Source organism: Paraburkholderia susongensis (genome assembly GCF_900177725.1).
GTDB classification, from domain to species: domain Bacteria; phylum Pseudomonadota; class Gammaproteobacteria; order Burkholderiales; family Burkholderiaceae; genus Paraburkholderia; species Paraburkholderia susongensis.
In genome coordinates, this window is sequence record NZ_FXAT01000001.1 from 246,346 (window position 1) to 258,625 (window position 12,280).

A 12,280-nucleotide genomic window follows, 5' to 3' on the forward strand; every position below is an offset into this window, starting at 1 on the left:
ACAAGCGCGGCTCGCTGGCGATTGTCGCGGCCTCGCGACGCGTCGCTCCAAGGCTGTTGCCGGCTGCGGTGAAAAACCGCCGCCGGCATTTTTTCATTTCAAAGTGGTTTGCACTGAATCCATGTCCGGCACCCTCGCCCTTACCGAACAACTGATCGCGCGCGCTTCCGTCACGCCCGACGACCAGCATTGCCAGCGTCTCCTGATCGAACGCCTCGCCGCGCTCGGCTTCGAGCACGAGACGATCGAATCCAACGGCGTGACGAACCTGTGGGCCGTCAAGCGCGGCGTCGACGGCACGCGCGGCAAGCTGCTCGCGTTCGCCGGCCACACCGACGTGGTGCCGACCGGCCCGCTCGAACAGTGGCACTCGGCGCCGTTCGAGCCGACCCAGCGCGACGGCAAGCTGTACGGCCGCGGCGCGGCGGACATGAAGGCGTCGATCGCCGGCTTCGTGGTGGCGAGCGAGGAATTCGTCGCGGCGCATCCGGCGCACCGCGGCTCGATCGCGTTCCTCATCACGAGCGACGAGGAAGGCCCCGCCACCGACGGCACCATCAAGGTGGTCGAGGCGTTGCAGGCGCGCGCGGAGCGCATGGACTACTGCGTGATCGGCGAGCCGACTTCGAGCGCGCGTTTCGGCGACATGGTCAAGAACGGCCGGCGCGGCTCGCTGACGGGCAAGCTCGTCGTCAAGGGCGTGCAAGGCCACATCGCCTACCCGCATCTGGCGAAGAACCCGGTGCACCTGCTCGCGCCCGCGCTCGCCGAACTCGTCGCCGAACGCTGGGACGACGGCAACGAATACTTCCCGCCGACCACCTGGCAGGTGTCGAACATCCACAGCGGCACCGGCGCGACCAACGTGATCCCGGGCCACGCGGACGTCATGTTCAACTTCCGCTTCTCGACCGCGAGCACGGTGGAAGGTCTGCAGGCGCGCGTGCACGCGATCCTCGACAGGCACGGCCTCGAATACGATCTGCAATGGATCGTCGGCGGCCTGCCGTTCCTGACGCCGCGCGGCGATCTGTCGGACGCGCTCGCGCGGGCGATCAAGGACGAAACCGGCGTGGACACCGAGCTGTCGACGACGGGCGGCACCTCGGACGGCCGCTTCATCGCGCACATGTGCAAGCAGGTGATCGAGTTCGGACCGCTGAACGCGAGCATCCACAAGATCGACGAACATATCGAAGTCGCCCACATCGAGCCGCTGAAAAACGTGTATCGCCGCGTGCTCGAACAACTGATCGCGTAACGAGAGACCTACGATGACGCTGCCGTTTTCCACCGTTCGCGACCTGCTGCGTTTCGCGGTGTCGCGCTTTAACCAGGCCGAACTGTCGTTCGGCCACGGCTCGGGCAATGCCTACGACGAAGCCGCCTATCTGGTCCTGCACACGCTGCATCTGCCGCTCGATCTGCTCGAGCCGTTTCTCGACGCGCGCCTCACGTCAGCCGAAATCGACGCGGTGCTCAAGGTGATCGAGCGGCGCGCCGCCGAACGCGTGCCGGCCGCGTACATCACCCAGGAAGCGTGGATGCACGGCTACCGCTTTCATGTCGACGAGCGCGTGATCGTGCCGCGTTCGTTCATCGGCGAGCTGCTGCAGGACGGCCTGCAGCCCTACGTCGAAGATCCCGAACAGGTCGGCGCGGTGCTCGAACTGTGCACCGGCTCCGGCTGCCTCGCGATTCTCGCCGCGCATGCGTTCCCGAACGCGGACGTCGACGCGGTCGACCTGTCCGCGCCCGCGCTCGAAGTCGCAGCGCGCAACGTGACGGACTACCACCTCGACGACCGCATCGCACTCTTTGAAGGCGATCTGTACGCGCCGCTCGCCGAGCGCCGCTACGATGTGATCCTCAGCAATCCGCCGTACGTGAACACCGCGTCGATGCAGACGCTGCCCGCCGAATATAAGCACGAGCCGGAAATGGCGCTCGCGGGCGGCGCGGACGGCATGGACATCGTGCGCCGGATCATCGTCGGGGCGCGCAACTGGCTGACCGAAGACGGCGTGCTCGTGGTCGAGATCGGCAACGAGCGCGAGCACGTCGACGCGGCCTTCGGCGGGCTCGACCTCGTGTGGCTGTCGACCAGCGCCGGCGACGACAACGTGTTCCTGATTCAGGCCAGAGATTTGCCGGTCTGAGTTCGACCTGGTCCCATGCGTGATTTTCAGGCAAGCTGGCATGGGTTCGCCGCTGCCGTGCGCTGCATTGCCCGGCGCTGCGGCCTGAAACCGTTGCCCGGCACGCTCGCGGCAGACCGCGGAGCGAGCCCGCTGTCCGCCCCCGTTTTCTGAAACGCAGCGCTTCGCCAACTCTTCGCGAGCTTATGCAATTCGACCTGCTTCACGTCGGCCCGCTGGTTGCTCTTGCCCACATTCTCGGCATCATCGCGGCCTGCCACGCGATTCTCCATACCCGCACCTCGCAGGGCGCGATTGCGTGGGCCGTGTCGCTGGTCGCGATGCCTTATCTGACGCTCGTCCCTTACCTGTTCCTCGGCCGCAGCAAGTTCGCGGGTTACGCGGACGCGCGCCGCGTCGAGAACGAGCTGCTGCGCACGCGCGCGCATCCGCAAGAATGGGACACGCAGGCTTCGTCGGCGGGACTGCCGACCCAGCAGCTCGGCGCGCGGCTCGTGCAGTCGCTCACGCGTCTGGGCGGCATGCCGTTTCTGTCGGGCAATACCGTGCGCACGCTCGTCAACGGCACAGCGACCTTCGAGGCCATCTTCGAGGCCATCGAAAACGCACGCCGCTATGTGATCGTGCAGTTCTTCATTGTGCGCGACGACGAGCTCGGCGACATGCTCAAGGACGCGCTGATCGCGAAAGCGCAACAGGGCGTGCGCGTCTACTTCCTGTACGACAGCATCGGCAGCTTCGATCTGCCGCATCGCTACGTCGCGGCGCTGCGCGCGGCGGGCGTCGAAGTGCATCCGTTCGCGACCAATCGCCGCTTCGTCAACCGTCTGCAACTGAACTTCCGCAATCACCGCAAGATCGTCTCGGTGGACGGTGAACGCGCGTTCGTCGGGGGTCATAACGTCGGCGTCGAATACCTCGGCGCGAAGCCGCCGCTTTCGCCGTGGCGCGATACGCATATCGAGGTGCGCGGCCCGGCGGTCGCGAGCATCCAGTTCGTCTTCATCGAGGACTGGTACTGGGCCACACAGCAGTTACCCGAATTCGACCCGCCGGCGGCCGAAACGGCCGGTGAAACCGCCGGATCCGCCGAATCCACCGCAAGGCACATGCACTGCCTCGTGATGCCGAGCGGGCCGGCCGACAGGCAGGAAACCTGCTCGCTCTTTTTCGTCGAAGCGATCAATGCGGCGCGCGAGCGGATCTGGATCACGACGCCCTATCTCGTGCCCGACGAAGCGGTGTTCTCGGCACTGCGGCTCGCGGTGTTGCGCGGCGTGGACGTGCGCATCCTGATTCCGAGCCGGCGCGATCACCTCGTCGTATTCGCGGCATCGAAGCTGTATGCGTACGATTCGCTGCGCGCGGGCATCCGCATCTTCCGTTATCAGCCGGGCTTCCTGCATCAGAAGGTCGTACTGATCGACAGCGCGGCAGCCGCGATCGGCAGCGCCAATCTCGACAACCGCTCGTTTCGCCTGAACTTCGAGATCATGGTACTGACCGTGGATCGCGGCTTCGCGCTCGAAGTCGAAACGATGCTGCTCAACGACTTCGCCGAATCGCGCGAAATCGACCGCAACGAGTACCGCCAGGCGAGCGCGCTGCGGCGCATGCTGATGCACGTGGCGCGGCTCTTTGCGCCGATCCTGTAGATCCTTGCCGTAGACCCTGTAACCCGCGCCGCGATCAGGCGAGGCGATTCACCGACGGCAGCACGGCTCACAACAACGCTTCGATGTCCCCGGTGATCGTCTCAGGCTTCGTGAGCGGCGCATAGCGCTTCACGACGTTGCCGTCGCGGCCGATCAGGAACTTCGTGAAATTCCACTTGATCGCCTCGAGGCCGAGCAATCCCGGCGCCTCGCCCGTCAGATAGCGGAACAGCGGGTGCGCATTCGGGCCATTCACGTCGACCTTGTCGAACATCGGGAACGTCACGCCGTAATTCTTCTCGCAGAAGCTGCCGATCTGCGCGGCGTCGCCCGGCTCCTGCTTGCCGAACTGGTTGCACGGAAAGCCGAGCACCGCGAGCCCGCGCGCCGCGTACGTGTCGTAGAGCTTCTGCAGACCCGCGTACTGCGGCGTGAATCCGCATTCGCTCGCGGTGTTGACGATCAGCAGAACCTTGCCCTCATACTTCGCGAGACTCACTTCCTCGCCACCGAGCGTGCGCGCCGAAAACGAATAGATCGATGTCATGTGCTCTCCCGTGAAAGCCGTCAGTCTATGCCAAAAGACGTGCGGATACAGTCGGCCGGATGGCCTATGCCGGCTGGGCACCATGTGACACGAGGCAATGCGCGGCGGCCCGTGCCGGCACGAAGCGAGGCACGCTGACGAGCCGCGACGCAGTCAGCCGGGGGCCGCGCGCCCGGCGACACTCCGGGCAGTCTAAAATAGCGGTTTTATTCAGCCGGCCACTTCGTGATCCGCTTCAATCAGTTCAGCCTCGCGCGCGGCACCAAGCCGCTTTTCGACAACACCACGTTCACCCTGAACCCCGGCGAAAAAGCCGGCCTCGTCGGGGCGAACGGCGCGGGCAAATCGACGCTGTTCGCCGTGCTGCTCGGCGAGCTGCATGCCGACGGCGGCGATTTCTCGATCCCGCCGACCTGGCGCATCGCACACGTCGCCCAAGAAACGCCCGCCGTCGACAAGACCGCGCTCGCCTACACGCTCGACGGCGACGCCGCGCTGCGCGACATCGAAGCGCGCATCGCCGCGGCCTCGGCGGCGCACGACGGCGCGGCCGAGGCCGACGCGCACGCCGCGTTCGCGGACGCCGACGGCTACACCGCGCCCGCGCGCGCCGAGGCGCTGCTGCTCGGCCTCGGCTTCACGCTCGAACAGACGCGCGAGCCGGTCAGCAGTTTCTCGGGCGGCTGGCGCATGCGCCTGAATCTCGCGCAAGCGCTCATGTGCCGCTCCGACCTGCTGCTGCTCGACGAACCGACCAACCACCTCGACCTAGACGCGATCGTCTGGCTCGAAGACTGGCTGCATCGTTACGCGGGCACGCTGGTCGTGATCTCGCACGACCGCGAATTTCTCGATGCCATCTGCAACGTCACGCTGCATCTCGAGAACCAGCAGATCAAACGTTACGGCGGCAACTACTCGCAATTCGAAGTGCTGCGCGCGCAGCAACTCGCGCTGCAGCAGAGCGCGTACGAAAAACAGCAGCGCACGGTCGCGCATCTGCAAAGCTACATCGACCGCTTCAAGGCGCAGGCCACCAAGGCGCGCCAGGCGCAAAGCCGCATGAAGGCACTCGAAAAGATGGAGCTGATCGCGCCCGCGCACGTCGCCTCGCCGTTCACGTTCGAGTTCCGCACGCCCGATTCCGCGCCGAATCCGATGATGGTCATGGAAGACGTGCGTTGCGGCTACCACGCCGAAGACGGCAGCGAGATTCCGATCGTCGAGCGCGTCATGCTGTCGATCCAGAACGGTCAGCGCATCGGCCTGCTCGGCGCGAACGGCCAGGGCAAGTCCACGCTCATCAAGACGCTCGCGGGCACGCTCGAAGCGCTCGCCGGCCACGTGCGCGAAGGCAAGGGGCTGCGCATCGGCTACTTCGCGCAACATCAGCTCGAAACGCTGCGCCCCGACGACACGCCGTTGCAGCATCTCGCGCGCCTCGCGCCCGACACGCGCGAACAGGAACTGCGCGACTTCCTCGGCAGCTTCAATTTTTCCGGCGACATGGCGACCTCGAAGATCGCGCCGTTCTCCGGCGGCGAAAAGGCGCGCCTCGCGCTCGCGCTGATCATCTGGCAGAAGCCGAACCTGCTGCTGCTCGACGAGCCGACCAATCACCTCGACCTCGAAACGCGCCACGCACTCACGATGGCGCTCGCGCAGTTCGAGGGCACGCTGATTCTCGTGTCGCACGACCGGCATCTGCTGCGCGCGACGACCGATCAGTTCATGCTCGTTGCAAAACATCGTCTGCAGGAATTCGACGGCGATCTCGACGACTATCGCGACTGGCTGCTGCAGCATGCGGCCGAGCAGCGCGCGGCGTTGAAGGCGAATGCGGCGGGCGCGGCGAGTGCGTCGGCTAATGGCATGAACGGCACCAACGGCACCGGCGGCGCTGACGCAAACGTGAATCGCAAGGAGCAGCGCCGCCTCGAAGCGGAAACACGTCAAAAGCTCGCGCATCTGAAAAGGCCGCTGCAAAGCCGCATTGCGACGATCGAAAAGGAAATGGACACGCTCAACACGGAGAAGACGACGCTCGATACATTCGTCGCCGATCCGGCCAGTTACGAGCCCGAGCAGAAGAACAAGCTGACGGAGGCAATCCGCCGTCAGGCAGATGTGAACGCGCGCCTCGAAACGCTCGAAGCCGAATGGCTCGAGACGCACGAGGAACTCGAACAGATCGGCTAGCGGCACGCAGCGCCGGGCCGCGCCGGCATCGACGGGAGCCTGCTTTGTCATTTGCGACATCATCGTCCGCTTCGTCGTCCGCATCATCGGCGGCTGAAGCGCCATCCGCGCCGCCCGCGCTGCAGGGGCTGCGCGTGCTCGACCTCACGCGCCTCCTGCCGGGTCCGGTGGCCGCGCTGCGGCTCGCCGAGCTCGGCGCCGACGTGCTGAAAATCGAAGCGCCCGGCGCGGGCGACCCTACCCGCACGATGATGCAATCGTCGGGCGACCGTGTCGCGGGACGGCCCGGCGCGTTCTACCGGATGGTCAATCGCGGCAAGCGCGAGACGCGTCTCGACCTCAAATCGGACGCGGGACGCAACGTGCTGCGCGCGCTCGCGGCGGAAGCGGATGTGCTGATCGAAAGCTTCCGGCCCGGCGTGATGGAGCGTCTAGGCATCGGCTATGAAACGCTGCGCGCGGCCAACCCGCGCCTCGTCTATTGCGCGATCTCCGGCTACGGCGCGAATGGTCCGTTCGCGCGGCACGCCGGTCACGATCTGAACTACATCGGCTATGCGGGCGTGCTCGATCAGCTCGCGGACGAGGACGGTACGCCGATCCTGCCCAACTTCCAGATCGCCGATCTGCTCGGCGGCGCCTTGAGCGCGGTCACGCAGATTCTCGCCGCGCTATGGCACGTCGCGCGCGGCGGCGAAGGCCGTTTCGTCGATGTCTCGATGACGCATGCCTCGTATGCGCACAACGTCATCGCACAAGTCTCGCTCGCGAACGATGGCGCGGCGCCTGCCGCCCGCGCCGGTCTGCTCAATGGCGGCGTGCCCTGCTACAACCTGTACCGCACGCACGACGGCCGCTGGCTCGCGGTGGGCGCGCTCGAGTTGAAGTTCTGGGAAACGCTGTGCATGGCGCTCGACCGGCCAGAATGGGCGACGCGCCACTGGAGCCTCGGCCAGGCGATCGGTGGTCCGGACGCCATCGCGCTTATCGGGGAATTGGCCGGCGTGATCGGCACACGCACGCTCGACGAATGGGTGCAGTCGCTGGAAGCGCTCGACTGTTGCGTGTCGCCGGTGCTGACGGTGGCCGAGGCCGCGCAGCATCCGCTCTTCAATCCGCATGCGTAGGCGGCGGCGAGTGCGGCCGCGAGTGTGAGCGATGCAGCGAGCGATGCTGCGAGAGACGGCGATGAGAAAAACCTCGCGGGTTAGCACGTGCGGCACGCGCTGCGGCCGGCCCCGCCCCGCACCCTCAGCGCCGCGCGGCCGACTGTCTCGGCAGGGTCTGACGCGGCGTTTTTTCGTCGTCGTGCAGCAGATGTTTGCGGCCTTCCACATGACGGCTGATCGTGGCGCGCACTTCGGCGGCCGTGACGTCCTCGGCCACCACCCGCCGCGATATCTGCCCTGCCGTGTCGATCCACTCGACGATCCGGCAAGCGCCGCCCCAAGGCTGGCGAATCGGTGCTGAGACACGACAGCCGCGCACCTGAATGGAACGCTCGGCTACGGTTTCACGTGACTGTTTCAAAGCGCGATCCTTTTTCGGGCATCAGAGGGGATGGATACCCTTACAGCTTAGAAAAAAGGCATGGCGGCCAGGTTACAGCCAATAGGGAGATATTTACCGGGAATTACGGCGCGCAAGGTGCACACACTACGCACACGCGCCGCAAGTCCCTGTTTATTCGAGCGTGCGGACCCGGTCGATCGCCTGCTCGATCCGCTCGACCGCAACGACCTGTAAGCCTTCGATCGGCTGCTTCGGCGCGTTGGCCTTCGGAATCACCGCGACCGAGAAGCCGAGCTTGGCCGCCTCCTTCAGGCGCTCCTGGCCGCGCGGCGATGGCCGGATTTCGCCGGCAAGCCCCACTTCGCCGAACACGACGAGCCCTTTGGGCAGCGGCTTGTTGCGCATCGACGAATGGATCGCGAGCAGCACCGCGAGGTCGGCGGCGGGCTCGGAAATCTTCACGCCGCCCACCGCGTTCAGAAACACATCCTGATCGAAACACGCGATGCCCGCATGCCGATGCAGCACCGCCAGCAGCATCGCGAGGCGGTTCTGTTCGAGACCGACCGCGAGGCGCCGCGGATTCGGCGCGTTGGCGGCGTCGACGAGCGCCTGCACCTCGACGAGCAGCGGCCGCGTACCCTCCTGCGTGACCAGCACGCACGAGCCCGGCACCGACTGCTCGTGCTGCGACAGAAACAACGCCGACGGATTCGCGACGCCACGCAAGCCGCGCTCGGTCATCGCGAACACGCCGAGTTCGTTGACCGCGCCGAAGCGGTTCTTGATCGCGCGCACGAGACGGTACGACGAGTGCGTATCGCCCTCGAAATACAGCACCGTATCGACGATATGTTCGAGCACGCGCGGGCCCGCGAGCGCGCCTTCCTTCGTCACGTGGCCGACCATGATGATCGTCGTGCCCGACTGCTTGGCAATGCGTGTGAGTTGCGCCGCGCACTCGCGCACCTGCGCGACCGAACCCGGCGCGGAGGTGAGCGCATCGGAATAAACGGTCTGGATCGAGTCGATCACGGCGACCTCGGGCCGTTGCTCGGTGATCGTCGCCTGGATTTTTTCGAGCTGGATTTCCGCGAGCAATTGCAGCTCGCTCGCGGTCGACCCCGGTTCGAGCAGCGAGAGCCGTTGCGCGCGCAACGCAATCTGCGCGCCCGATTCTTCACCGCTGATATAAAGCGCGCGTTTGTGCGCGGCGATTTCCGCGAGCGATTGCAGCAGCAGCGTCGATTTGCCGATGCCCGGATCGCCGCCGATCAGCACCACGCCGCCCGGCACGAGACCACCGCCGAGCACGCGGTCGAATTCGCTCACGCCGGTGGAAAAACGCGGCACGTCGGACGCGTCGATGTCGGCGAGGCGCCGCACCGGGGTGCTCTTCGCGAGCGACTGGAAACGGTGCGTGGCCGGCCCTTCGGCGACCGATTCGATGAGCGTGTTCCACGCATTGCACGAAGGGCATTGGCCGGACCACTTCGGCGACTGCCCGCCGCATTCGCTGCAGATGTACAACGTCTTCGCTTTCGCCACGCGTTACTCCGCGCGGACCGGCACGCGCTGTGCGACCGCGCACATGAGCTCGTAGCCGATCGTGCCGCACGCCTGCGCGACGTCGTCGATCGGCAGCGCGGCGCCCCACAGCTCGACGCGCGAGCCGACGTTGGCAGTCGGCACCGGCGTGAGATCGACCGTGAGCATGTCCATCGACACGCGCCCGACGATGCGCGTGCGCACCCCGTCGACGATCACCGGCGTGCCTTCCGGCGCGATACGCGGATAGCCGTCCGCGTAACCGCACGCCACCACGCCGATGCGCATCGGCCCGCGCGCGGTGAACGACGAGCCATAGCCGACCGTGCTGCCCTCGCCGAGCATTTGCACGGCGATCAGTTCCGAGGCGAGCGTCATGGCCGGCTGCAGGCCGGTGCTTTCGATCGCGGCCGTCACGCCCGAGGGCGACGCGCCGTACAGGATGATGCCCGGGCGCACCCAGTCGAAATGCGCTTCCGGATGCCAGAGCGTGGCCGCCGAATTCGCGAGGCTGCGCGCGCCGGCAATGCCCTGCGCGCCGCGCTCGAATGCTTCCATCTGATGCTTGATGCCACGATCGCCGTCGGCATCGGAGAAATGGGTCATCAGCGTGATCTGGCCGACGCCCTGGCAGGCGCGCGCGCGCTCCCATGCGGCACGGAATTTCTCGACCGTGTAGCCGAGCCGGTTCATGCCGGTGTTCATCTTCAACTGGATATTGACCGGTTTGGACAGGCGCGCCATTTCGAGCATGCGCAACTGTTCGTCCGAATGCAGCGCGGTGGTCAGGCTGTAGCGGTCGATCACGTCGATATCGGTCGGACGAAAAAAGCCTTCCAGCAAAAGAATCGGGCCTGCCCAGCCCAATTCACGCAACTTCACCGCTTCTTCCAGGTCCAGCAACCCAAAGCCGTCCGTTGCGCGCAAACCCGGAAACACGCGCGCGAGGCCATGCCCGTAAGCATTTGCCTTGACGACGGCCCAGATTTTGGATTTCGGCGCATAACGCCGGGCGACGGCGAGGTTATTGGCGAGAGCGGCGGTATGAATCGTGGCTGAGAGGGGGCGCGGCATGGGTTCTTTTCGTAAAGACACTTGCGAATCAGCGGCTTACACGGCGTTTTCAGCGCTCGGCGGCCCGCTGGGCGGTGCGATCAAGGATTCTGCTAGTCCGAATCCAGCTATTTTCGTGATATAAAGCCGTGCGCACAACCCATTTCGATCGGCATAAGGCCGGACGCATTGCAAACGGCCGGAGCGGACAGGCCGCAGCGAGGACAGCATCGCATCAGATGAAAAAAGGTTTTTACACCATCATGGCCGCGCAGTTTTTTTCGTCGCTGGCCGACAATGCGCTTCTGATCGCTGCTATCGCACTGCTGAAAGATCTTCACGCTCCGAACTGGATGACGCCGCTGCTCAAGCTGTTCTTCGTGCTGTCGTACGTCGTTCTCGCCGCTTTCGTCGGCGCCTTCGCCGACTCCCGTCCGAAAGGACGCGTGATGTTCGTCACCAATACCATCAAGGTCGTCGGCTGCATCACGATGCTGGTCGGCGCGCATCCGCTCATTGCATACGGCATCGTCGGCTTCGGCGCGGCGGCCTACTCGCCCGCCAAGTACGGCATTCTCACCGAACTGTTGCCGCCTGACCGCCTCGTTGCCGCGAACGGCTGGATCGAGGGCACCACGGTCGGCTCGATCATTCTCGGCACGGTGCTCGGCGGCGCGCTGATCAGCCCGCATATCGCCGCGCCGATTCTCAGGCAGCACATCCCCACCGTGAACACGCCCGCGGAAGCCGCGATGCTCGTCATCATGGGCATCTACATCATCGCCGCGCTCTTCAATCTGCGCATTCCCGACACCGGCGCGCGTTATCCGAAACAGGAACACGGGCCGATCCGCCTCATCACCGATTTCGCCGACTGCTTTCTCGTGCTGTGGCGCGACAAGCTCGGGCAGATTTCGCTCGCGGTCACGACGCTGTTCTGGGGCGCGGGCGCGACGCTGCAATTCATCGTGCTGAAGTGGGCCGAGGTGTCGCTGAACATGTCGCTTTCCGAAGCGGCGATCCTGCAGGCGGTGGTGGCGGTCGGCGTCGCGGCCGGCGCGATTTTCGCGGCCTCGCGCGTGCCGCTCAAGAAGTCGCTCTCGGTGCTGCCGGTCGGCATCATGATGGGCCTGTCCGTGATGCTGATGGCGTTCTATACGCGCGATCTGTTTCCCACGCATTGGGGCATCTATTTCGGCCGCATGCACGTGCCGGGCTATCTGATCTTCGCGTATATCTTCCTGATGCTGGTCGGCGGCCTGTCGGGCTTTTTCGTCGTGCCGATGAACGCGCTGCTGCAGCATCGCGGTCACGTGCTGCTGTCGGCGGGTCATTCGATCGCCGTGCAAAACTTCAACGAAAATCTCTCGGTGCTCGTCATGCTGTGCCTGTACGCGGTGCTCGTGTGGCTCGACGTGCCGGTCACCGCGGTGATCATGCTGTTCGGCACCTTCGTCTGCCTGATGATGTGGCTCGTGATGCGGCGCCACCAGGCGAACCAGCGTGCGTTCGATTCCGTCGCGCTGATCGGCGAAGCGAAGCACTGAGCAAGCACAGAACCGCAGCGAGCCGGCTTTTTCGACGATGCGCGCGCTTCTCGCGTGCGC

The 12,280-nt window shown here is 65.4% G+C and carries 10 protein-coding genes; 6 read left to right on the forward strand and 4 right to left on the reverse strand.

Annotated features, from left to right (window positions below; all coding sequences use genetic code 11):
- The first annotated feature begins 121 nt into the window (after positions 1–121).
- The 3 genes from dapE to cls all read left to right on the forward strand — a co-directional run bounded on the left by dapE (position 122) and on the right by cls (position 3,814).
- Entirely contained in the window at positions 122–1,261 is a 1,140-nt protein-coding gene (gene dapE, locus B9Z01_RS01090) for a succinyl-diaminopimelate desuccinylase (RefSeq protein ID WP_085480420.1), read from the forward strand.
- Between the two features lie 13 nt (positions 1,262–1,274).
- Entirely contained in the window at positions 1,275–2,159 is an 885-nt protein-coding gene (gene prmB, locus B9Z01_RS01095) for a 50S ribosomal protein L3 N(5)-glutamine methyltransferase (RefSeq protein WP_085480421.1), read from the forward strand.
- Between the two features lie 185 nt (positions 2,160–2,344).
- Entirely contained in the window at positions 2,345–3,814 is a 1,470-nt protein-coding gene (cls, locus tag B9Z01_RS01100; protein ID WP_085480422.1) for a cardiolipin synthase, read from the forward strand.
- A 67-nt stretch (positions 3,815–3,881) separates the two neighbouring features.
- Here cls and B9Z01_RS01105 read toward each other — a convergent pair whose 3' ends face one another.
- Complete coding sequence (locus B9Z01_RS01105; protein WP_085480423.1) at positions 3,882–4,361, reverse strand: glutathione peroxidase; 480 nt, start codon at positions 4,359–4,361, stop codon at positions 3,882–3,884.
- Positions 4,362–4,586: 225 nt separating this feature from the next.
- On the opposite strand from B9Z01_RS01105, the gene B9Z01_RS01110 reads away from it, so the two are divergent.
- Together B9Z01_RS01110 and B9Z01_RS01115 are read left to right on the forward strand one after the other, a co-directional pair.
- Complete coding sequence (locus B9Z01_RS01110) at positions 4,587–6,560, forward strand: ATP-binding cassette domain-containing protein (RefSeq protein WP_085480424.1); 1,974 nt, start codon at positions 4,587–4,589, stop codon at positions 6,558–6,560.
- A gap of 119 nt (positions 6,561–6,679) precedes the next feature.
- Entirely contained in the window at positions 6,680–7,687 is a 1,008-nt protein-coding gene (locus tag B9Z01_RS01115) for a CaiB/BaiF CoA transferase family protein (protein WP_085481137.1), read from the forward strand.
- A gap of 124 nt (positions 7,688–7,811) precedes the next feature.
- On the opposite strand, the gene B9Z01_RS01120 is transcribed toward B9Z01_RS01115, so the two are convergent.
- The 3 genes from B9Z01_RS01120 to alr all read right to left on the reverse strand — a co-directional run bounded on the left by B9Z01_RS01120 (position 7,812) and on the right by alr (position 10,694).
- Positions 7,812–8,090, reverse strand: coding sequence for a DUF2866 domain-containing protein (locus B9Z01_RS01120; protein WP_085480425.1), 279 nt, complete (start codon positions 8,088–8,090; stop codon positions 7,812–7,814).
- Between the two features lie 153 nt (positions 8,091–8,243).
- Complete coding sequence (gene radA, locus B9Z01_RS01125; RefSeq protein WP_085480426.1) at positions 8,244–9,620, reverse strand: DNA repair protein RadA; 1,377 nt, start codon at positions 9,618–9,620, stop codon at positions 8,244–8,246.
- A 3-nt stretch (positions 9,621–9,623) separates the two neighbouring features.
- Positions 9,624–10,694, reverse strand: coding sequence for an alanine racemase (gene alr / locus B9Z01_RS01130; protein ID WP_085480427.1), 1,071 nt, complete (start codon positions 10,692–10,694; stop codon positions 9,624–9,626).
- Positions 10,695–10,912: 218 nt separating this feature from the next.
- Here alr and lplT point away from each other — a divergent pair, with 218 nt between their 5' ends.
- Positions 10,913–12,220, forward strand: a complete 1,308-nt coding sequence (gene lplT / locus B9Z01_RS01135; protein WP_085480428.1) for a lysophospholipid transporter LplT — start codon at positions 10,913–10,915, stop codon at positions 12,218–12,220.
- Positions 12,221–12,280 lie beyond the last annotated feature (60 nt).

Excerpts from the sequence above, each read along its gene's own strand:
- dapE (WP_085480420.1), top strand. The coding sequence starts at position 122 with ATGTCCGGCACCCTCGCCCTTACCGAACAACTGATCGCGCGCGCTTCC.
- prmB (WP_085480421.1), top strand. The coding sequence starts at position 1,275 with ATGACGCTGCCGTTTTCCACCGTTCGCGACCTGCTGCGTTTCGCGGTG.
- cls (WP_085480422.1), top strand. The coding sequence starts at position 2,345 with ATGCAATTCGACCTGCTTCACGTCGGCCCGCTGGTTGCTCTTGCCCAC.
- B9Z01_RS01105 (WP_085480423.1), bottom strand. The coding sequence starts at position 4,361 with ATGACATCGATCTATTCGTTTTCGGCGCGCACGCTCGGTGGCGAGGAA.
- alr (WP_085480427.1), bottom strand. The coding sequence starts at position 10,694 with ATGCCGCGCCCCCTCTCAGCCACGATTCATACCGCCGCTCTCGCCAAT.
- lplT (WP_085480428.1), top strand. The coding sequence starts at position 10,913 with ATGAAAAAAGGTTTTTACACCATCATGGCCGCGCAGTTTTTTTCGTCG.